This is a genomic window from Phycicoccus ginsengisoli (assembly GCF_054779295.1).
The window spans coordinates 308,755-328,658 of sequence record NZ_BAAGYN010000003.1; the positions used below are offsets into that span (position 1 = coordinate 308,755).

The window sequence follows — 19,904 nt, forward strand, 5'->3', positions numbered from 1 at the left end:
CCTGGTCCCCCGACCGGCTCAGGCGTTCGGGCCGCGGTAGATGAGGTACTGCTGGCGACGCCGGACGAACTCGGCGAGCTCGGCCTTCCACGCCCCCACCACCTCGTCCGCGGACGCACCGGCCGTCACCTGGTCGCGCAGCCGGGTCGACCCGCTCAGCTTGTCGATCCAGTACGGCCGCGCCGGGTCGTAGCTGTCGTAGCGCCAGGCGAAGTCGCCGTAGAGCGCCTTGGCCGCGACGAGCATCTCGACGGCGACCCGCACCGGGTCCATCGCCGACGGGTCGGTGATGTGCACCTGCACGCCGCCGCAGACCTTGTTCGCGTTCTTGCTGAACGTCGGGGTGAAGTACGCCTCCCGGAACGCGACGCCCGGTATGCCGCGTGCCTCCAGCCGCTCGGCCCACTTGTAGTCGACGTAGGGGGCGCCGATGAGCTCGAACGGCCGCGTCGTGCCACGCCCCTCCGACATGTTGGTGCCCTCGAACATGCCCGTGCCCGGGTAGACCAGCGCCGTGTCGGGGGTGGGCATGTTGGGGCTGGGCATGACCCACGGCAGGCCGGTCGCGGCATACGGCATGTCGCGGCGCCAGCCGCTGACCTCGACCACGTCGAGCTGCGCCAGCCGGCCCCCGGCGTCCGCAGGGAGGAACTCGGCGTCGAAGAAGCGCGCGAGCTCCCCCACCGTCATGCCGTGCGCCTGGACGATCTCCTTGGCCCCCACGCCGGAGGTGTATGCCGTCGTCATCATCGGGCCGCGCGCGGTGCCGCCCGTGGGGTTGGGCCGGTCGAGGACGACGAACCGCGAGCCGGTCGCGACCGCCGCGCGCATCGCCGTGTACATGGTCCAGATGTAGGTGTAGAAGCGCGCGCCGGCGTCCTGGATGTCGAAGACGACGGTCTCGACGTCGGCGGTGCGGAACAGCTGCTCCATCTTCGCGGCGTTGGCGCCGTAGGCGTCGTACACCGTCAGGCCGGTGCGTGGGTCGGTCGAGGTGCCCTCGGAGCTGCCGGCCTGGGCGGTGCCGCGGAACCCGTGCTCGGGGCCGAAGACGCCGACGATGTCGACCGTCCCGGCCTCGTGCATCTCGTCGACGATCGTGCGCAGGTTGGTGAGGATGCCGGTCGGGTTGGTGATGACGCCGACCTTCTGCCCGGCGAGGCTGCGCCAGCCGTTCGCCGCCTCCCGGTCGGCGCCCGGGGTGACCGGGCGCGCAGGGTAGCTCGGGCCGCTCGCCGCCGGCGCGGCCTGGGCGAGCGAGGCGCCGGCGGGCAGGGCGAGCGCACTCGCCCCGGCGGCGGTGAGGAGCTGGCGGCGGTTCAGGCGGGTCATCGGAAGGCCTTTCGTCGAGGGTGCGGCTTCGGGGTGGGGCTTCGTCAGTGGGGTCGGGTTCGGTCAGGGCACGGGGAGCTGCACGGTGGCGACCACCGGCCGGTGGTCGCTGGCGGCGAGCAGGCCCGGGTCGGACGGGACCTCGGCGACGGTCACCGGGGTGCCCTTGCGGACGGTCACGAAGTCGATCCGCTTCACCGGACGCGACGCCGGGTACGTCAGGCCCGGCTCGCCCACGCGGCTACCGGCCACGCGCCAGGCGTCGTCGAGCTCCTCCCACAGGGGCGCCAGCTCGGGGGCGGAGGCGTCGGCGTTGAAGTCGCCGAGCAGCACCTGGTTCGCCCCGGGCGGGTCCTGCGCCATGATCCGGCGCGTATCGGCGACCTGGGCGGTCCGCACCGAGGGATCGCCCCGGTAGTCCAGGTGCGTGACGTAGACGTGCGTGCGCGCGCCCCGCACCTGGATGGTGGCCTCGAGGAAGCCGGGCGCAGGGGCCGGGACCGGGTCCGGGTCCTGGGTCGAGAGCCGGGTGATCTCGTGGTTCTCCAGCGCCACGACCGGGTACCGCGACAGGACGGCGACGCCGTACTCGCGCCGGGGGTCCCCGTCGTGGAGCGGGTCGAGGCTGTAGATCGGGGCGAAGCCGGTCCGCATCCCCAGCCGGCGCCCGAGCTCGGCCACCGTGTCCTCGAAGCGCGAGCGCTCGCCCCAGTGGACGTCGGCCTCCTCCAGGCCGACGACGTCGGCGTCGAGGGCCTGGATGGCAGCGGCGGTGCGGTCGAGGTCGTAGACGTTGTCCGACCCCGCGCCCGCGTGGATGTTGTAGGTGGCGAACCGGGCCACCACCGGCGGCGCTGCCGTCGGTGGCGGCGCCGCCGCGCCGGCCGCGGGTGCCCCGGAGACACCCGCGGCCAGCGCGGCGAGGAGGGTGGACGCGACCAGGCCGGTCCAGCGCACGCACCTCACCCCGCTCACCCCCGCGTCCTCAGTAGGAGAGGCCGTGGCCGAACGGGTACAGGACCGTGGCCGGGTCACCCTTCACCGGGATGTCGACCGGCAGCTTCCCCGTCGGGTTCACCTCCCCGGCGATCACCCGGGCGACCGACTCGATCGCGACCGGGCTGTAGGAGTACGTGGCCAGGTAGGTCGGCGCGTCGGTGAAGTACGCGATGTCGTACGGGTCACGCGTCGCCACGACGATGACCGGCTTGCCGGTCGCGAGCAGCTGCTCGACGAGCTTCTGCTGGCCGCCCCGGCGGTCGGTCACCGAGGTGTCCCACGCCTTCATGGTCGTGACCACGACCGCGTCCTGGCCCTGTGCCGCGGCGACCGCTGCGGCCACCTGCGCGTCCGTGGGCGAGCTGCCGGTCTGCTTGACGGTGGTCGCGGCACCCTTGGACGCCAGCGCGTCGGCCAGGGTCTGGGTGGTGGTCACGCCGTACCCGGTCACGAGGACCTTCTTCCCGCTGACCGCGAGGGGCAGGGTCCTGTCGTCGTTCTTGACCAGGGTCGTGGTGCGGTCGGTGATCGCGTTCGCCGTCGCCAGGTGCTCGGGCGTGCCGACCACGGAGTCCAGGGCCGCCGGGTCCACGTACGGCTTGGCCACGATGCCGCGGTCCCACTTCAGCTCCAGGACCCGCCGCACCTTGGCGTCGACGTCGGCCATCGGGATCCGGCCGCTCTCCACCGCGTCGATGACCGCGTTGTAGGCCTCGTCCATCGAGGGGCTCATGAGCAGCTGGTCGACACCTGCCGAGAGGCCGCGCACGGCCACCTCGGCGTCGCCGTACTTGTCGCGGACGCCCTGCATGCCCAGGGAGTCGGTCACGATGACGCCCTTGAAGCCGAGCTCGTTCCGGAGCACCCCGGTGAGGATCGGCTTGCTCAGCGTCGCCGGGTCGCCGGAGTCGTCGAGCGCCGGGACGTTGAGGTGGGCGGTCATGATCATGTCGATGCCCTTGGCGATCGCCGCCTTGAAGGGCGGGGCGTCGATCTGCTCCCACTGCCCGCGCGTGTGGGTGATGACCGGGAAGGCCACGTGGCTGTCCGTGGCGGTGTCACCGTGGCCGGGGAAGTGCTTGGCCGTCGCCGACACGTTGCCGTCCTTCTGGTACCCGTCGACCTGGGCGCCGACCATCTGGGCGGCGAGGTCGGGGCGGGAGGAGAACGAGCGCGTGCCGATGACCGGGTTGAGCGGGTTGACGTTGACGTCCGCGTCCGGCGCGAAGTCGGTGTTGACCCCCATCGCCCGGAGCTCCTGTCCCGTGATGGCGGCCGCGGTGCGCGCGTCGTCCGCCGACCGGCCGGCACCCAGGGCCATCGACCCGGGGAACTGCGTGGCCGGGGGCCCGATCCGGGTGACGACGCCCTGCTCCTGGTCGGTCGCGATCTGCAGCGGGATCTCGACCTTGGACTGCTGGCTCAGGGCTGCCTTCTGCAGTCCGTTGGAGAGACCGGCGATCTGCGGCGGGTTCTGCACGCTGTCGGTCCAGGCGAAGTAGATGACGCCGCCGAGGTGGTACTTCTGGACGACCTCGGCCGGGGTCGCCACGCCGTACAGCGGGATGTTCCGCGCGTCCGGTGTCGTCGCGTCCTTGCCGTAGACGTTCTGGATGAAGAGCTGGCCGACCTTCTCCTGCAGGGTCATCCGCGCCATGGTCGAGGCGATCCATCCCTGCCGGGCATCGGGGTTGGTGGGTGGTGGGCCCGAGCGCACGCTCGCGAGGGCCGGGGCCGTGCCCGCGGCCAGGACTGCTGCGGCGGCTGCTGCGGCCACCACCGTGCGACGGGAGACGCTGGACGTGGACATGGCTCCTCCAGGGCGGATGTGAACGATTGACGCGATTGATCCTTTTTGCGGAACTTACCTACAGAGGCCCTCGGGTTCAAGGGGTCGGGCTTGGCTGGTCGGCGAACGGCAGGGAGGATGCCCCCAGGGACGGCGAAGGGACCGGCAGCAGATGGCTCGACAGATCTCGTGGCGTGGGGTGCTCAGCCCCGACCGGCCCGGCGCCAGCGACCCGCCGCGGGCAGGGTGGAGGCCGGGGACGCCCCTCGTCCCGCCGGCCTCGATCGTGGAGGCGGTCCGGGCGATGCAGGCGGGCGCGGTCCTGAGCCTGCTGGAGGTGCTGCGCGCGTGGCTCACCCGCTCCTCCCTGCGCGACGCCTTCGCCCAGGCCGCCTCGACCCAGGGACGGGCCGCCACCCCCGACGAGCTCGACCGCCTGGTCACCGTCGCCCTGACCGTCTCCACGATCGCCGGGCTGCTCGCGGCCGCCGTCTGGTTCTGGATGTCGCGGGTCACCGCCCGGGGCTCGAAGTGGGGCCGGCTGGGTGCCTGCGTCCTGCTCGTGCTGGCCTTCGGCGTCTTCTTCGGGGGGCTGCTGCCCACCGCCGGGCTGCTGCACCAGGTGCTCGCCGTCGTGGTCCTCCTCGTCGGCGTGTGGGCCGTCGTGCGCCTCTGGCACCCGGACTCCTCCGCCTGGATCCGCTACCAGACCACCCCCCAGGGCTGAGCGCCGAGCCGTGGCCGGTCGCCTGCACCACGTGGTCCTGGACACCCGGGACCCGCACGGACTGGCGCGGTTCTGGTCCGGCCTGCTGGGCCTGCCGGTCACCTACACCAGCCACGACTGGGTCGTGGTGGCCGCCGACGACCGGCACTCCGGGATGGCCTTCCAGCTCGAACCGGACCACCAGCCGCCCGTGTGGGGCGACCCGGCCAGGCCGCAGCAGCTGCACGTCGACGTCATGGCCGACGACCCCGACGTGACCGGGCGGCTGGCGGTCGAGCTGGGTGCGACGCCGCTCGGGGGCGAGCACGTGTACGCCGATCCGGCCGGCCACCCGTTCTGCCTCGTCCCGCGGCCCGGCTGGGCGCCGCCCGTCGGCTGATCCGGCCACCCCACCACCCGACCGCTCGGCGCGGACCGGCGGTGCTTCGGCGGACCGCAGCCGTCCACCTCTGGCGCCGCCGTGCCGCGCGACCCACCATGGGCCCATGAGCACCGGCGCCTACTCCGCGGCATACCAGCGCAGCCTGCAGGACCCCGACGGGTTCTGGGGCGAGGCGGCCCGGGCGGTCGAGTGGTCGACGCCACCGCCGCGGGTGCTCGACTCCGACCGTCCGCCCTTCCACCGGTGGTTCCCCGGCGGCCGCCTCAACACCTGCTTCAACGCCCTCGACCGGCACGTGCGCGACGGCCGCGGCGACCAGCCTGCGATCCACTACGACAGCCCGGTGACGGGCACCAGGCGCACCCTCACGTATGCCGGCCTGCTCGAGGAGGTGGCGACGTTCGCCGGGGCACTGGCGAGCCTCGGCGTCGGGAGGGGCGACCGGGTCGTCGTCTACATGCCCATGGTCCCCGAGGCCGTCGTCGCGATGCTCGCCTGCGCCCGCATCGGGGCGGTCCACTCCGTGGTGTTCGGCGGGTTCGCGCCCGCCGAGCTCGCCGCCCGGATCGAGGACGCCCGGCCCGTGGTCGTCCTCGCCGCGAGCTGCGGCATCGAGCCGAGCCGGGTGGTGGAGTACAAGCCGCTGCTCGACGCCGCGCTCGACCGCAGCAGCCACAAGCCCGAGGCGGTCGTCGTCCTCCAGCGCGAGCAGGCCCGCGCGGCGGTCGGCGAGCGCGACACCGACTGGGAGGAGCTGGACTGGGCCGAGCTCGTCTCCGACGCCGAGCCCGCCGAGTGCGTGGACGTCGACGCGACCGACCCGCTCTACATCCTCTACACGTCGGGGACCACCGGACGGCCCAAGGGCATCGTCCGCGACAACGGCGGCCACGCCGTCGCCCTGCGGTGGTCGATGACCAACGTCTTCGGGATCGGACCCGGCGACACGTGGTTCACCGCGAGCGACGTCGGGTGGGTCGTCGGGCACTCGTACATCGTCTACGCGCCTTTGCTCACCGGCGCCACCTCCGTGCTCTACGAGGGGAAGCCGGTGGGAACGCCTGACGCCGGCGCGTTCTGGCGGGTCGTGTCCGACTACGGCGTGAAGGCCATGTTCACCGCCCCGACGGCCTACCGGGCCATCAAGCGCGACGACCCCGAGGGCGCGCTCATGACGGGGTACGACCTGTCCTCGCTCGAGACCGTCTTCCTCGCCGGCGAGCGCCTCGACCCCGACACGTGGGAGTGGGCGACGCAGCGGCTCGGGGTGCCGGTGGTCGACAACTGGTGGCAGACCGAGACCGGCTGGCCGATCGCGGCGAACCTGCGCGGCCTGGAGCCGATGCCGATCAAGCCCGGGTCCCCGACCGTGCCCGTGCCCGGGTATGCCGTGGAGGTGCTCGGCGAGACCGGTCGCCCCGTGCCCGCGGGCGAGGAGGGAGCGATCTGCATCCGCCTGCCGCTGCCGCCGGGCACGCTGCCGACGCTGTGGGGTGACGACGACCGCTACGTCGCGGGCTACCTGTCCGCGTTCGAGGGCTACTACCTGACCGGCGACGGCGGCCTGGTCGACGAGGACGGCTACCTCTTCGTCATGGGCCGCACCGACGACGTCCTCAACGTCGCGGGCCACCGGCTGTCGACCGGGTCGATCGAGGCGGCCCTGGCCGGCCACCCGGCGGTGGCCGAGTGTGCGGTCATCGGCGTGCACGACGACCTCAAGGGCCAGGTGCCCCGTGCGCTGGTGGTGCTCAAGGCGGGCGTCGACCCGGCCACGGCCGAGGTCGTCGCCGCCGAGCTGCACCAGCGGGTCCGCGACGAGGTCGGCCCGATCGCCTCGCTGCAACGGGTCGACGTGGTGGCGGCGCTGCCCAAGACCCGGTCCGGCAAGATCCTGCGCAAGACGATGCGCGAGATGGCCGACGGCCTGCAGGCCAGGGTGCCCGGGACGATCGAGGACGCGTCGGTCCTCGAGACCCTCGCCCCCGTGCTCGCCCCGCCGCCCTAGCCTGTCGGCATGCAGGGGGTGCTCACGGGCTTCGCGAGCATTGCCGTCGTCATCGCCGTCGGCTCCCTGCTCGCCCACCTGCGCGTGGTCGACGCCGGCGCCCAGCTGGTGCTGTCGCGGATCGCGTTCTTCGTCGCCAGCCCGGCCCTGATGGTCGGGACGCTCAGCCGGGCCGACGTGCACCAGGTGCTGTCGGGGAACCTCCTGGCGTCGCTCGCCGGGGTGCTCGTGGCTGTCGTCCTCTACGTCGTCCCGGCGAGGCTCGTCTGGCGACGCTCGTTGGGGGACACCACGATCGGGGCTCTGTCATCGGCATACGTCAACGCCGGCAACCTCGGCATCCCGGTGGCGAGCTACGTCCTCGGGAACGCGGCCTACGTCGCGCCCACCCTGTTGCTGCAGCTCCTCGTGCTCCAGCCGCTGGCCTTGGGCCTGCTCGACGCGGACGCCCGCGGGCGGGAGCTGCGCTGGTGGGACCACGCACTGCGGCCGCTGCGCAACCCGCTCACCGTCGGCTCCCTCCTGGGGCTGCTGCTGTCGGTCACCGGCTGGACCCTGCCCACTGCCGTGTCGGCGCCCCTGGCCCTGCTGGGTGCCATGGCGGTGCCGAGCATGCTTGTGGCCTACGGGATCGCCCTGCGGCTGGGCCCGGGACTGGGCCGTGCGGGGTCGGTCGCCGAGCTGGTGACGACCTCGACGCTCAAGCTCGTGGTGCAGCCGCTCGTGGCGTGGTTCGTCGCCGACGTGCTGCTCGGCGTCTCCGGCCACGCCCTCCTCGCCATCGTCGTGACGTCGGCGCTGCCCACCGCGCAGAACATCTTCGTGCACGCCACGCGGTACCAGCGGGCCACGGTCCTCGCCCGCGACACCATCCTCGTCACGACGGTGGGCGCGGTCCCGGTGATCCTGCTCGTGGCCGCCTTGCTGGGCTGAGACCGGGGGTCGGGACCGGGGACGGGAGGGGGACTCGTGACCAGGCGATGGGCGGCTGGCTGCCTGGATGGCGCGGGGGTCAGGGGCGCAGGAGCGCCGCGGGTTCAGGGGCGCAGGAGGGCCGCGATCTCCGGCGACCGCGCCAGGTGCGCGTCGAGGACGGCCCGCGCCGAGGTGACCGAGTCCACCAGCGGGTGCAGCGCGAAGGCCTCGAGCGCCGCCGCCTCCGAGCGGGTGGTCACCGCCTCGACGACGAGCCGCTCGACCGCCTTGACCGACTGCATGAGCCCGAGCATGTGACCCGCAGGGGCGGCCAGCGCGTGCGGGCGCGGTCCGTCGGCGTCGACCGTGCACGGCACCTCCACGACGGCGTCGTCCGGCATCCCGGGGACGGCGCCGCCCGACCGCACGTCGAGGACCAGCTCGGCGCGCGGCCCCCCACGCAGGGCGGCCATGAGGGCGAGCGCCACGCCCTCGTAGCCGCCGCCCTCGAGGTCGAGCTCGTCGCGCTGCTCCCCCTCGGCGCGCGCCTCCTGCAGGTACGTCGCCTCGCGTTCCGCGCGTGCCCGCCGCCAGGACGCCAGTGCGGTGCCGGCATGGCGCGCGACCTCGGCGTAGAACGCCTCCTGCTGGTCGCGCAGGAACTCCCCGCGCGTGCGGTCAACGCCCCTGAGCGACGCCACTGCCTCCCTGGTGAAGTAGTAGAAGTAGAGGTACTCGTTGGGGACCACGCCCAGTGCCCGCAGCCAGTCGGCACCGAACAGCCTGCCCTCCTCGGTGCGGGCCAGCAGCTGCTCGTCGGCGAGCAGCCGGGGCAGGTGGTCGACGCCACCGGAGTGCAGGCCCCGCAGCCAGCCCAGGTGGTTGAGACCGACGTAGTCGACCGTCGTGGCGTCCGGCGACAGGCCCAGGACCCGCATCGCCCTGCGCGCCAGGGCGACCGGTGAGTCGCAGATGCCGATGACCCGGTCCCCGAGGACGGTCTGCATCGCCTCGGTCACCACGCCGGCGGGGTTGGTGAAGTTGACGACCCACGCGTCCGGGGCGAGCGCGGCCACGCGCCGCGCCACCTCCAGCGACACCGGGACACTGCGCAGGGCGTACGCCACGCCGCCCGCACCCGTCGTCTCCTGGCCGAGCAGCCCCAGGTCGAGCGCGACCCGCTCGTCCACGGTGCGGCCGCGCAGGCCGCCGACCCGCATCGCCGAGAAGACGACGTCGGTGCCACGCAGGGCGTCGTCAAGAGAGTCGGCCACCACGACCCGCGGGGCGTCCGGCACGCCTGCCGCCTGCTGCTCCAGCACCGCGACGATCGCCGCGAGCCGGGCGGGATCGGTGTCGTGCAGCCGCAGCTCGTCCACCTGGTGGGTGGCGTCGCCCAGCAGGGCACCGTGGACCAGGGGCACGCGGAACCCTCCGCCGCCGAGGATGGTGAGCCTCACCCGGGCAGGGTACCGAGCCGGTGCTGCGCCGAATGTCGGTTGCACGCGCCGGCGCCGCCACGACACGATGGCGAGGAGGACCGCGACGGCAACGGGCCCGGGACGGCGGGTGCGGTCGCGGCACGAGGAGGGAGCCACCGTGGCCGCGGACCGCGTCTTCGACCCGCTCGCGCACCTGCGCGGCGACGGAGACCCGGAGGTGGACGTCTTCCTCCAGGGGATGGTCTTCCTCGACATCATCTTCACCGGCCTGTCCGCGATGCCCAAGAACGGCACGGAGGTGTGGGCCGAGGGCATGGGCTCCTCGCCCGGGGGCATCGCCAACCTGGCCGTCGCCACCGCCCGCCTGGGCCTGCAGACGGCGCTGGGAGCCGCGTTCGGCGACGACGACTACGGCGAGTTCTGCTGGCGGACCCTCGAGGAGCAGGAGGGGGTGGACCTCGCCCACTCCCGCCGCTACCCGGCCTGGCACTCACCGGTCACCGTGTCGATCGCCGTCCACGGCGAGCGCCGCATGGTCACCCACGGCCACCAGCCGCCGGAGCCGGCCACCGTGATGATGGGAGCGCTGCCCCGGGCCCGGGCCGTGCTGCTGGACCTGCGGGCCGACGAGCCGCTCGGCACCGGCCACCCCGACCGGGAGTGGGCCGACGCCGCCCGCAAGGACGGCGCCCTCCTGTTCGCCGACGTCGGCTGGGACCCCACGGGGCGCTGGTCGTCGTCCGTCCTCGACCAGCTCGACTCGTGCCACGCCTTCCTGCCCAACGCGGTGGAGGCGATGGCGTACACGCGCACCGACACGGCCCAGGAGGCGCTCTACCGCCTCGCGGACCGGGTGCCCCTGGCGGTGGTGACCAACGGCAAGGACGGTGCGCTGGCCATCGACGCCGACACCGGCGAGGAGGTCTCGGTCCCCGGGCTGCGCGTCAACGCGATCGACCCGACGGGCGCCGGCGACGTGTTCGACGCCGCCGTCACCCTCGGCACCCTGGCCGGCTGGCCACTCGGGCAGCGGCTCAACTTCGCCAGCCTGTGCTCCGCCCTGGCCGTCCAGGAGTTCGGCGGGTCGCTGGCGGCCCCGGGCTGGGGCGACATCGCCGACTGGTGGCACCGCGTGCGCGACCACGGCACGACCGCCGAGGCCCTGTCCGTGCGCCGACGGTTCGGGTTCCTCGAGGACCTCGTGCCGGCGACCCCGGCCGGTGCCGTGCGCCGGGCGGCCGCGACCATCGCCAAGCGGTCGGACGCCTGACCCCGCGCCTGACTCCGCCGCATGGCCCCCGCCCCTGCCCGCTGCCGCCTACTCAGCGCGAGCGGCGGGCCGTCCCGAAGATCGAGCGCGTGATCTCCCGCCCGATGACCGTGCCGGCCGAGCGCATCACCGACCGGAACGCGCTGGACTTGAGTACCTGCTCGACCACGCCGGGCTCCTCCTTGGGGGGTCGCGCCCGGGTGGGTGCGGGTGCGGAGGGCGCCGGCGCCTGCTCCCCCGAGGGTGCGGCCGGCGCCGGCGGGGCTGCCTGCAGGCGGGCCTGGAGCTTCTCGTACGCGGACTCCCGGTCGACGACGGCGGCATACTTCGACGCGATCGGGGACGCGGCGACGACCTGCGCCACCGTGGCGTCGTCCGAGGGGGCCATGAGCGACTGTGGTGCGATCATCCGGGTCCACGCCACAGGGGTCGGCGCACCCTTCTCCGACAGCACGGTCACGACCGCCTCGCCGGTACCGAGCGAGGTGAGCAGCTCCTCGAGGTCGTAGGCGCTGTGCGGGTACGTCGACACCGCGGCCTTGAGGGCCTTCGCGTCGTCGGGGGTGTAGGCGCGCAGGGCGTGCTGCACGCGGTTGCCGAGCTGGGCGAGCACGTCGGAGGGCACGTCCTTGGGGCTCTGGGTCACGAAGAACACGCCGACGCCCTTGGACCGGATGAGGCGCACCGTCTGCTGGATCGCGTCGAGGAACGCCTTGCTCGCGTCCTTGAAGAGCAGGTGGGCCTCGTCGAAGAAGAAGACCAGCTTGGGCTTGTCCGGGTCACCGACCTCGGGCAGGTCGTGGAACAGGTCCGCGAGCAGCCACATCAGGAAGGTGGAGAACAGCGCCGGCCGGTCCTGCACGGCCGGCAGCTCGAGGATGGTCACCAGGCCCTTGCCGTCGGGGGCGGTGCGGAGCAGGTCGTTCGTGTCGAACTCGGGCTCGCCGAAGAACGCGTCGGCCCCCTGGTCGGAGAACGTGATGAGCTCGCGCAGGATCACGCCGGCCGTCGAGGAGGACAGGCCGCCGAGCCCCTTGAGGTCGGCCTTGCCCTCGTCGGAGGTGAGGTACGAGACGACCTCGCGCAGGTCCTTGATGTCGAGCAGCGCCAGGCCGTTCTTGTCCGCGTAGTGGAATACGAGGCCGAGGCTGGACTCCTGGGTCTCGTTGAGCCCCAGCACCTTGGACAGCAGCGTGGGCCCGAAGGAGGTGATGGTGGCGCGGACCGGGATGCCGTGGCCGAGCCCACCGAGGGTGAGGAACTCGGTGGGGTATGCCGTGGCGGTCCAGTCCTGCCCGACGTCCTTGGCGCGCGCCGCGATCTTGTCGTTCGACTGGCCGGGCGTCGCCATGCCGGACAGGTCTCCCTTGATGTCGGCGAGGAAGACGGGGACACCCTGGCCGGACAGCTGCTCCGCCATGAGCTGCAGGGTCTTGGTCTTGCCGGTGCCGGTCGCACCGGCCACCAGCCCGTGCCGGTTGAGCGTCCCGAGGGGGACCTTGACCGGGACGTCCGCGTGCGCGGTGTCGTCGATGACCGCGGCCCCGAAGGTGAGCGCCCCTCCCTCGAACGTGTACCCCGCCCGGATCTGCTCGAGCTGGTCGGACGACTCGGACTTCCCTGCCGCAGTGTCGGTCACGCTCGGCACTCTAGTGCGGCACCCCATAGGGTGACTCGGTGATCTTCAAGAAGGTGGGCGAGGGACGCCCCTACCCGGACCACGGCAAGCAGACGCCCCGGGACTGGGCCGACGTCCCTCCACGCATGGTCCGGCTCGAGGAGCTCATCACGACCAAGCGGACCCTCGACCTGGGTCAGCTGCTCGCGGAGGACTCGACCTTCTACGGTGACCTGTTCGCCCACGTCGTGGAGTGGCAGGGCGACCTGTACCTCGAGGACGGGCTGCACCGGGCGCTGCGCGCGGCACTCCAGCAGCGACCTACCCTGCACGCGCGCGTCCTCGTGCTTGACTGACCCCGACAGCAGTCCGGGACCGCGGGGAGCGGGCGGAGGTGGTGGGGTGAGCTACGACGACGAGTCGGAGGCCTGGCACGCCCGCCGAGCGCGCCGTCGTCGCGCCCTGATCACCCTCGGTGTCGTCGCCCTCATGCTGTTCTTCGCCTTCTGGTACGCCTACTCGTACTTCCGCGCCGACGGCCAGCGCACTGCAGCACCCCGGCCGTCCTGCCCGACCGCCGCCGCCGCGTCGACGGCGCTGAAGCCGGCTGACATCACGCTCAACGTCTACAACGCGACCACCCGGGACGGCTTGGCCAAGAAGACCGCGAGCGAGGTGCGCAAGCGCGGCTTCCTGGTGGCCACGGTCTCCAACGACCCCCTGCAGCGGACGGTGCGCGGGCCCGCCGAGGTGAGGTACGGGCCCACCGGCAAGAAGGGCGCCCCCCTCGTCCTCGCCCTCGTCAAGGGAGCCAAGGGGGTGCAGGACGCGCGGAACGACTCCTCGGTCGACCTCGTCCTGGGGAACACCTACAAGGCGCTCGCTCCGCCCCCGAAGCAGGCCCCTGCGACCGGCTCCACCACCAAGAGCGGTGCCACGACCACGCGCGGCACCGCGACGCCCTCCACCGGCTGCTGAGCGCGCTGCGCCCGCGCGGCACACCCGATCCCGGACGTAGGCTCGGGCCCATGATCACGGTGGACCTGGCCCGGCAGCTCGCGGAGTCGGGCGTGCTCTGGGAGCCTGCGCCCGGCGACCGTTTCACCATCGACCAGCCCAACGTCGTCGGCGAGGTCTTCTGGATCAGCCACCTCACCATCGACGTGCACACATACCACGGCCAGCCGCTGCTGGGCTTCAACGGCACCACCGAGTGGGCGCTCGACTCGGTCACCCTCGACACGGCCCTGTGGCTGCCCCGGGAGGACCAGATGCGCGACCTGCTCGGGGACCGCTTGACGGCCCTGCGCCGTGAGGACGAGGACTGGGTCGTCGACGTCGTCGACCTCGACGTGGGGCGCGCGGTGTTCCGCGACCCCGACGTCGAGTGCGCCTACGCGCTCGCCCTGCTCAGCTTCACCTGACCGGCCCCACCGCCGCGGTGGCACCGGTCACCGAGCGGTGGCACCACTCGGTGCTGGGCGGCCGTCCCGCTCAGTGCTGGGCGGCCATCCCACCGCGGTGCGAGCGGGTGAGGCTGTAGTCGGCCGCGCCGACGGCGAAGGTGATCACCCCTGCGGCCCAGGCGGTCCAGGACATGGCCCGCAGGTCGGAGAAGCCCATGACCCACGGTGCGATGAAGAACAGGACGCCCATGGCTGCCATCAGGCCCTCGACGCTCATCATGTCGGGACGCACCATCTCGACGAGCGCCAGGACGGCGGTGACGGCACCGAGCACGACCATGGTCCAGGTCGTCTTGGTGGTCGTGGTCGTCCAGATCGGGGCCAGAGCGGCGTAGATGCCCACCACCAGCGGGATGATGTCCTGCGCGTGCATTCGGTTTCTCATGTCAACCACCTCTGTGGAGACGTGGTCCGTCGATCCGAGACGGACCTGACACCTCCATCGTCTGCTTCGAGGCGCCCACGGTCAATGGTCCCGGGACCCGAGCCGCAGCAGGGTGGCGAGCCGGCGCTCGTACTCCTGCTCGTCGATCTCGCCCGCGGCGTACCGCTCCGCGAGCCGGGACTCACCGGCGCGCTGGCCGGCCTGGGCGTGGAAGCGGCCCCAGCGGCGGCGGCCGAGGTACCCGAAGGCCACGAACAGGGCGATGACGAACAGCAGCCACAGGAGCGGGAAGACCGGCCACCACGGGCCCGGCCCGTTCCACGGGTGGGGGTTGTCCGCGAGCGCCGCGGCGAGGGTGGTTGCCATGCTGACCTCCTGGGTCGTTCGGGTGATGGCTCCATCCTTCGACCCCGACGCCGCGAGGGGATCCCACGGCGGGCGACACCTGCCCTACCCCCGGGGAGGTATGCCGCGGGGCGTCACCCCTGCGACCAGCCGGGGCGGACCAGGCCGCTCTCGTAGGCCAGGACGACGAGCTGGGCCCGGTCGCGGACGTGGAGCTTGACCATGGCCCGGCTCACGTGGGTCTTCGCCGTGGCCGGGCTCAGGAAGAGCCGGGCGGCGATCTCGTCGTTGGACAGGCCCTCGCCCACGAGGGCCACGACCTCCCGCTCGCGCTCGGTGAGCCCGTCGAGGCGGGCGGGAGTGGCGCCGGCCCTGCTGCGCGTTGCGAACTCGCCGATGAGCCGGCGGGTGACCCCGGGCGACAGGAGGGCGTCGCCCGACGCGACCGCGCGGATGCCGCGCAGCAGCTCCTCCGGCTCGGTGTCCTTGACGAGGAAGCCGCTGGCGCCGATCCGCACCGCCTCGAAGACGTACTCGTCGAGGTCGAAGGTGGTCAGCACGATCACGCGGGCGCCGGAGGTGTCGTCCCCCTCGACGATCGTGCGGGTGGCTGCCAGCCCGTCGGTGCGAGGCATCCGGATGTCCATGAGGACGACGTCGGGGGCGGTCCGGCGCACGACCTCCACCGCCTCGGCCCCGTCGGCCGCCTCGCCGACGACCTCGATGTCGTCCTCGGCGTCGAGCAGCGCCCTGATGCCGGCCCGCAGCAGCGCCTGGTCGTCGGCCAGCACGACCCTGATCACCGCGACCCCTCCCCGGACCCGACGGCACGTTCGGCCGTCGGGAGGAGTGCCTCGACCCGCGACCCGCCCAGGGCGGACGGGCCGACGTCGAGGGTGCCGCCCAGGGCGGCCGCGCGTTCGCGCATCCCACGGATCCCGTTGCCCGGCAACGACTCGCCGTCGGCGACACCGCCACGGCCGTCGTCCTCGACCCGCACCCCGAGCACCCCGTCACCGTAGTCGAGGTGCACCTCGGCGCGCCGGGCGTGAGCGTGCCGGACGACGTTCGTGACGGCCTCCTGGACGATGCGCGTCGCAGCCAGCTCGACCGCTGCCGGCAGCGGCCGTTCGACCCCCGCGACCGTCCTGCGCAGGTCGAGGCCGGCGTGGCCGGCCCGCTCGACGAGGTCGTCGAGCGTGGCCAGGGTGGCGACCGGCGACAGCGGCGCCGGCCGGTCGGGGTCGCGGAGCACCTCGACGAGCGAGCGCAGCTCGGAGAGCGCCTCCCTGCTCGCGTCGCGGATCGCGCGCAGCGCCGGCTCGACGTTCTCCGGCCGGCGGTCGGCGAGGTGCAGTGCGACGCCCGCCTGCACGTTGATGAGCGACATGTGGTGGGCGACGACGTCGTGCAGCTCCTGCGCGATCCGCAGCCGCTCCTCCCCCGCCTGCCGTCGCCGTCGCTCCGCGAGGGCCTGCCGGAACGAGGCTGCCCGCTCCGCGCGCCCGCGGACCAGCTCACCGACGGCCAGGACGACCAGGAGCCAGGCCAGCTCACCGGCGAGCTCCACCCACGACCAGGGGCCGCGACCGGGCAGCAGCCGCACCACGGCGTCCACGAGGAGCAGCCCCGACCCCGCGACCCACGCCGTCACCCGGTGCCCCATGACCACGGCGGCGACCATCGCCACGGCCAGGCTCGCGAACACCGGGCCGTACGGGTAGCCCAGACCGATGAACGCGCAGGTCGCCGCGCCCACCACGAGGACCACAGGGCGCGGGTACCTGCGCAGGAACCCGAGGGCCACCGGTCCCACGAGCAGCAGCAGCACGCCCACGGCGTCCAGGTGCCGCCGGCCCTGCTGGCCGTGCGCCGCACCGAAGCTGCCGCCGACCTGGACCAGGGCGAGCACCACCAGCAGGAACCCGCGAGCGACCCGCGGCGGCCCGGCATACCCCCACCCGTCCCGGTCCCGCGCCCACGGGGGTCCCCAGGGCAGCGGGTCGCGAGCGGTCATCCCGCCAGCGTACGAGCGCGCGACGCCCGCGGTCGTCGTCCGAGGGAGGCAGCGGGCCCTACCCCTCTGGGCGTATGCCGGGCGGCCGAGCCTGACGCGGCAGCCCCGGGGTCCTCGGGCGCGGCGTACGCGTCGCGGGTGCTGCGTCACTGATCGGCTGGGGTGATCAGTGACGTAGCACCGGCGGAAGGTGTCCGGACGCGCCCTACGTCACTGACCACTGGGGTGATCAGTGACGTAGCACCGGCGGGAGGTGTCTGGGCACCGGTGGCGGAGGGAACCGTCGCGCCCAACCCGCCAGACGCGAGAAGCGGCCACCCCGTCGCTTCGCATCGGGGGCGGCCGCTTCTCACATGGCGGTGGCGGAGGGATTTGAACCCTCGGTGGACTTCCGCCCACAAACGCTTTCGAGGCGTTCTCCTTAGGCCGCTCGGACACGCCACCGCCGAGCAGGGTACCCGAGGGGTGGACCGGTTCCGAAATCGCCCCGGAGGCGTGCGACGCCCCTTGGTGACGGCGGGCGTGACCGCCTTGTGGGACACCGGGGAATGCACCGCCCCCGCCCGGGACTTGCACCAGAACGTGACCCCGACGTCCCGTGCCTCCGTCGGGCTGCGTTCCGAGCGCGGCCCCATCCTGCTGGCCCTGATGGTCTCGACCGGCCTCATCGCCATCGACGCCACGATCCTGGCCACCGCCGTGCCGTCGATCGTGCGCGACCTCGGGGGCTTCGCCCAGTTCCCGTGGCTCTTCTCGGTCTACCTGCTCGCCCAGGGCGTCTCCGTCCCGGTCTACGCCAAGCTCGCCGACACCTTCGGCCGCAAGCCGCTCATGCTGCTCGGGATCGGGCTGTTCCTCGCCGGCTCCGTGCTGTGCGGGTTCGCCTGGAGCATGCCGGCCCTCATCGCGTTCCGGGCGGTCCAGGGCCTGGGGGCCGGAGCCGTCCAGCCCATGGCGATCACCATCGCCGGCGACATCTACACGGTCGCCGAGCGGGCGACCACCCAGGGCTACCTCGCCAGCGTGTGGGCGGTCTCGTCGGTCGTCGGCCCCACCCTCGGCGGCGTGTTCTCCGAGCTGGGGATCTGGCGCTGGATCTTCTTCGTCAACGTGCCGCTGTGCCTGCTGGCGGCCTTCCTCATCGCCCGCGACTTCCACGAGTCGGTCGAGCGGCGCGCACACCGGGTCGACTACGCCGGCTCGGCGCTGCTCACCGCCGGGATGGCGCTGGTGATCCTCGGCGTCCTCGAGGGCGGCCAGGCGTGGTCCTGGTCCTCCCCGACGAGCATCGCGGTGTTCGGCGCCGGTGCCGTCCTGCTGGCCCTGTTCCCGTGGGTCGAGCGCCGGGCGGCCGAGCCGGTCCTGCCGCTGTGGGTGCTGAGCAGGAGGCTGCTGGTCACGACGACCGCGCTGTCCCTCGGCGTGGGCGTGATCCTCATCGGCCTGACCTCGTTCGTCCCGACGTACCTCGAGAACTCGCTCGGCGTCTCGCCGCTCGTCGGCGGTCTCGCCCTCGCGGCGCTGACCCTCGGCTGGCCCCTGGCCGCCACGGTCTCCGGCCGGCTGTTCTACCTGCGCCTCGGTTTCCGGCCGACCATCCTCATCGGACTGGCCCTCGTCCTCGTGGGGTCGGCGGCGCTGGCCCTGCTGTCGGGCCACCCGTCGGTCCTCGTCGTCGCGGTGACCTGTTTCGTGGTGGGCATGGGCATGGGCCTGGTCGCGACGCCCTCCCTGATCGCGGCCCAGGCGAGTGTCGAGTGGCAGGAGCGGGGGGTGGCGACCGGCACGAACATGTTCGCGCGCTCGATCGGCAGTGCCCTGGGCGCCGCGGTGTTCGGCGCCGTCGCCAACGCGGTCATCGCCGCGTCGGGTCGTCCCGAGACCGACCCCACGACGGCGACGTCGTCGGGCCGGGCCGTCTTCGTCGCGGCCCTCCTGGCCGCTGCCCTCACCGTCGTCGCCGGCGTGCTCATGCCGAGCGTTCGCGCGGACACGCAGCCGGCTCGGGCCCCCCAGGCGGAACCCGAGCCGGCGTGAGGTCCTGACCGGTCAGCCGGTGTACGGCACGCGCTCCCAGCTGAGCACCCGCTCGGCGCCCGGGCGGTTGACGGTCACCTTGAGCCAGTCGTGGTTGTTGCCGGAGCCGTCCACGGTGATGCGCTGGAGGCCTGCGGCCGACCCCGTCACGCCGTAGCGCTCCAGCCAGACCGAGCCGGGCGCCAGCGGCCGGTCGGAGTTGTACACGTGCGAGTCGCCGTTGACGAGGTAGACCTCGCCGTCGAACGCCGACGTCTCGTCGACGAGCGCCTGCACCAGCGGCGTGAACGCCGAGGTGTCGTCGGCCGTCGGCGTGTACGTCGGGTCGAACATGTCGGCCTGCTGCAGCACGACGACGGCCCGGTCGTGGCGCTGGCGCGCCTGGGCGAAAGTCCTGCGCAGCAACGCGATCGAGGCATCCATCCGCGCCCGCTCCTCGGCCAGCTGCTCGGGGGTCGCGGACGTCTCACGGATGCCGGTCCACGGCTGGAGGTCGTTGTTCGAGCCGACGACGTGCAGCGCGGCGAAATCGACACCGTCCCGCCGCAGCGAGACGTTCTCCGGGAACGCCGGGTCGGCGACCGACACCGCCGCCGGGGCCCCGAGGGTCGTGCCCGGGCGGTCGAAGAACACAGAGCGGTCGAAGGCGAGCCGCTCGAGCGGGTTGTACGCGCCGTTGTTGGCGCGGTGGCAGTCGGTCCACTCGTTGTCGCCGGGGGTGTAGACGAGCGGGTCGGCGAACCGGTCGAACTGGGTGCGGATCATCCGGTAGTACTCGTCGTCGCACCGGGTCGAGCCGTTCTTGATGTCACCGACGTGGAAGGCGAGGCTCACGTCCGGGTCGGCGTTGACCTGGTCGACCCAGGCGGGGAACTTCGCGACCTGGTCGGCGCCGTACGGGACGTCACCGATGACGGCGAAGGAACCGTGACCGGACTTGGCCTGCCCGTCCGCGGCCTGGGCCGCGGCGGAGGAGAGGAGGACGGCCGCGAGCGCGGTGGCCAGGACGGTCGCGGGCGCGAGGGCACGGGTATGACGCATGGGAGCTCCTGTCGAAGGGGGACGTCCGAGTTCTCCCGTGCCGAGGTGAACACGGAGTCGGCATCCCGGCGACGAGCAGGTGAACTCGGCGGACAGCTCGGTCCGGCGCGGGCGTGCCCGTGCCAGGGGCG

At 73.1% G+C, this 19,904-nt stretch carries 19 protein-coding genes and 1 tRNA gene; 9 read left to right on the plus strand and 11 right to left on the minus strand.

Annotated features, from left to right (window positions below; genetic code table 11):
- Positions 1-18: 18 nt before the first annotated feature.
- The 3 genes from ACYVDO_RS06610 to ACYVDO_RS06620 all read right to left on the minus strand — a co-directional run bounded on the left by ACYVDO_RS06610 (position 19) and on the right by ACYVDO_RS06620 (position 4,141).
- Positions 19-1,332, minus strand: a complete 1,314-nt coding sequence (locus ACYVDO_RS06610) for an exo-beta-N-acetylmuramidase NamZ family protein (protein WP_460933984.1) — start codon at positions 1,330-1,332, stop codon at positions 19-21.
- Positions 1,333-1,395: 63 nt separating this feature from the next.
- Positions 1,396-2,307, minus strand: a complete 912-nt coding sequence (locus ACYVDO_RS06615) for an endonuclease/exonuclease/phosphatase family protein (RefSeq protein WP_460933986.1) — start codon at positions 2,305-2,307, stop codon at positions 1,396-1,398.
- A 10-nt stretch (positions 2,308-2,317) separates the two neighbouring features.
- Positions 2,318-4,141 carry a glycoside hydrolase family 3 protein gene (locus tag ACYVDO_RS06620; RefSeq protein WP_460933988.1) on the minus strand — a complete coding sequence of 608 codons (1,824 nt, stop codon included), beginning with the start codon at positions 4,139-4,141 and terminating at the stop codon, positions 2,318-2,320.
- A gap of 151 nt (positions 4,142-4,292) precedes the next feature.
- Here ACYVDO_RS06620 and ACYVDO_RS06625 point away from each other — a divergent pair, with 151 nt between their 5' ends.
- From ACYVDO_RS06625 to ACYVDO_RS06640, 4 genes are all read left to right on the plus strand, one after another.
- Entirely contained in the window at positions 4,293-4,847 is a 555-nt protein-coding gene (locus tag ACYVDO_RS06625) for a hypothetical protein (RefSeq protein ID WP_460933990.1), read from the plus strand.
- 31 nt (positions 4,848-4,878) lie between these two features.
- On the plus strand, positions 4,879-5,226 hold the full coding sequence (locus tag ACYVDO_RS06630) for a VOC family protein (protein ID WP_460933992.1): 348 nt from the start codon (positions 4,879-4,881) through the stop codon (positions 5,224-5,226).
- Positions 5,227-5,332: 106 nt separating this feature from the next.
- Positions 5,333-7,237 carry a propionyl-CoA synthetase gene (locus ACYVDO_RS06635; protein WP_460933994.1) on the plus strand — a complete coding sequence of 635 codons (1,905 nt, stop codon included), beginning with the start codon at positions 5,333-5,335 and terminating at the stop codon, positions 7,235-7,237.
- A 9-nt stretch (positions 7,238-7,246) separates the two neighbouring features.
- The gene (locus tag ACYVDO_RS06640; RefSeq protein ID WP_460933996.1) at positions 7,247-8,170 is read left to right on the plus strand and encodes an AEC family transporter; all 924 of its coding nucleotides are present in this window, start codon (positions 7,247-7,249) and stop codon (positions 8,168-8,170) included.
- Between the two features lie 104 nt (positions 8,171-8,274).
- On the opposite strand, the gene ACYVDO_RS06645 is transcribed toward ACYVDO_RS06640, so the two are convergent.
- Positions 8,275-9,612 carry a 6-phospho-beta-glucosidase gene (locus tag ACYVDO_RS06645; protein WP_460933998.1) on the minus strand — a complete coding sequence of 446 codons (1,338 nt, stop codon included), beginning with the start codon at positions 9,610-9,612 and terminating at the stop codon, positions 8,275-8,277.
- Between the two features lie 139 nt (positions 9,613-9,751).
- On the opposite strand from ACYVDO_RS06645, the gene ACYVDO_RS06650 reads away from it, so the two are divergent.
- Positions 9,752-10,864 (plus strand): PfkB family carbohydrate kinase, encoded by a 1,113-nt coding sequence (locus ACYVDO_RS06650; RefSeq protein WP_460934000.1) that lies wholly within the window; start codon positions 9,752-9,754, stop codon positions 10,862-10,864.
- A 52-nt stretch (positions 10,865-10,916) separates the two neighbouring features.
- Here ACYVDO_RS06650 and ACYVDO_RS06655 read toward each other — a convergent pair whose 3' ends face one another.
- Complete coding sequence (locus tag ACYVDO_RS06655) at positions 10,917-12,530, minus strand: helicase HerA-like domain-containing protein (protein WP_460934002.1); 1,614 nt, start codon at positions 12,528-12,530, stop codon at positions 10,917-10,919.
- A gap of 11 nt (positions 12,531-12,541) precedes the next feature.
- Between ACYVDO_RS06655 and ACYVDO_RS06660 the strand changes: the two genes are divergently transcribed.
- Genes ACYVDO_RS06660 through ACYVDO_RS06670 form a run of 3 tightly spaced genes read left to right on the plus strand, consistent with a single transcriptional unit; the run spans position 12,542 to position 13,906 of the window.
- On the plus strand, positions 12,542-12,838 hold the full coding sequence (locus ACYVDO_RS06660; protein ID WP_460934004.1) for a type II toxin-antitoxin system VapB family antitoxin: 297 nt from the start codon (positions 12,542-12,544) through the stop codon (positions 12,836-12,838).
- Positions 12,839-12,884: 46 nt separating this feature from the next.
- A complete protein-coding gene (locus ACYVDO_RS06665) occupies positions 12,885-13,460 on the plus strand; it encodes a LytR C-terminal domain-containing protein (protein WP_460934006.1) in 576 nt (191 codons plus the stop codon).
- A 50-nt stretch (positions 13,461-13,510) separates the two neighbouring features.
- Positions 13,511-13,906 (plus strand): hypothetical protein, encoded by a 396-nt coding sequence (locus ACYVDO_RS06670; protein ID WP_460934008.1) that lies wholly within the window; start codon positions 13,511-13,513, stop codon positions 13,904-13,906.
- A 70-nt stretch (positions 13,907-13,976) separates the two neighbouring features.
- Here ACYVDO_RS06670 and ACYVDO_RS06675 read toward each other — a convergent pair whose 3' ends face one another.
- From ACYVDO_RS06675 to ACYVDO_RS06695, 5 genes are all read right to left on the minus strand, one after another.
- Positions 13,977-14,333, minus strand: a complete 357-nt coding sequence (locus ACYVDO_RS06675; protein WP_460934010.1) for an SPW repeat protein — start codon at positions 14,331-14,333, stop codon at positions 13,977-13,979.
- A gap of 81 nt (positions 14,334-14,414) precedes the next feature.
- A complete protein-coding gene (locus ACYVDO_RS06680) occupies positions 14,415-14,699 on the minus strand; it encodes an SHOCT domain-containing protein (RefSeq protein ID WP_460934012.1) in 285 nt (94 codons plus the stop codon).
- Positions 14,700-14,812: 113 nt separating this feature from the next.
- Complete coding sequence (locus tag ACYVDO_RS06685) at positions 14,813-15,481, minus strand: response regulator transcription factor (protein WP_460934014.1); 669 nt, start codon at positions 15,479-15,481, stop codon at positions 14,813-14,815.
- Positions 15,478-16,695 carry a sensor histidine kinase gene (locus tag ACYVDO_RS06690; RefSeq protein WP_460934016.1) on the minus strand — a complete coding sequence of 406 codons (1,218 nt, stop codon included), beginning with the start codon at positions 16,693-16,695 and terminating at the stop codon, positions 15,478-15,480. The genes ACYVDO_RS06685 and ACYVDO_RS06690 overlap by 4 nt, the downstream gene beginning before the upstream one ends.
- A gap of 354 nt (positions 16,696-17,049) precedes the next feature.
- A tRNA-Ser gene (locus tag ACYVDO_RS06695) sits at positions 17,050-17,139 on the minus strand.
- Between the two features lie 138 nt (positions 17,140-17,277).
- On the opposite strand from ACYVDO_RS06695, the gene ACYVDO_RS06700 reads away from it, so the two are divergent.
- Positions 17,278-18,732, plus strand: coding sequence for an MDR family MFS transporter (locus ACYVDO_RS06700; RefSeq protein ID WP_460934018.1), 1,455 nt, complete (start codon positions 17,278-17,280; stop codon positions 18,730-18,732).
- A 12-nt stretch (positions 18,733-18,744) separates the two neighbouring features.
- Here ACYVDO_RS06700 and ACYVDO_RS06705 read toward each other — a convergent pair whose 3' ends face one another.
- Positions 18,745-19,773: a metallophosphoesterase gene (locus tag ACYVDO_RS06705; protein WP_460934020.1), complete on the minus strand. Its 1,029-nt coding sequence runs from the start codon at positions 19,771-19,773 to the stop codon at positions 18,745-18,747.
- Positions 19,774-19,904 lie beyond the last annotated feature (131 nt).

What these genes read in the sequence shown, in the direction of transcription:
- ACYVDO_RS06705 (WP_460934020.1), bottom strand. Translation starts at nt 19,773, where the DNA reads ATGCGTCATACCCGTGCCCTCGCGCCCGCGACCGTCCTGGCCACCGCG.
- ACYVDO_RS06675 (WP_460934010.1), bottom strand. Translation starts at nt 14,333, where the DNA reads ATGAGAAACCGAATGCACGCGCAGGACATCATCCCGCTGGTGGTGGGC.
- ACYVDO_RS06690 (WP_460934016.1), bottom strand. Translation starts at nt 16,695, where the DNA reads ATGACCGCTCGCGACCCGCTGCCCTGGGGACCCCCGTGGGCGCGGGAC.
- ACYVDO_RS06620 (WP_460933988.1), bottom strand. Translation starts at nt 4,141, where the DNA reads ATGTCCACGTCCAGCGTCTCCCGTCGCACGGTGGTGGCCGCAGCAGCC.
- ACYVDO_RS06635 (WP_460933994.1), top strand. Translation starts at nt 5,333, where the DNA reads ATGAGCACCGGCGCCTACTCCGCGGCATACCAGCGCAGCCTGCAGGAC.
- ACYVDO_RS06640 (WP_460933996.1), top strand. Translation starts at nt 7,247, where the DNA reads ATGCAGGGGGTGCTCACGGGCTTCGCGAGCATTGCCGTCGTCATCGCC.
- ACYVDO_RS06670 (WP_460934008.1), top strand. Translation starts at nt 13,511, where the DNA reads ATGATCACGGTGGACCTGGCCCGGCAGCTCGCGGAGTCGGGCGTGCTC.
- ACYVDO_RS06680 (WP_460934012.1), bottom strand. Translation starts at nt 14,699, where the DNA reads ATGGCAACCACCCTCGCCGCGGCGCTCGCGGACAACCCCCACCCGTGG.
- ACYVDO_RS06610 (WP_460933984.1), bottom strand. Translation starts at nt 1,332, where the DNA reads ATGACCCGCCTGAACCGCCGCCAGCTCCTCACCGCCGCCGGGGCGAGT.
- ACYVDO_RS06655 (WP_460934002.1), bottom strand. Translation starts at nt 12,530, where the DNA reads ATGGGGTGCCGCACTAGAGTGCCGAGCGTGACCGACACTGCGGCAGGG.
- ACYVDO_RS06625 (WP_460933990.1), top strand. Translation starts at nt 4,293, where the DNA reads ATGGCTCGACAGATCTCGTGGCGTGGGGTGCTCAGCCCCGACCGGCCC.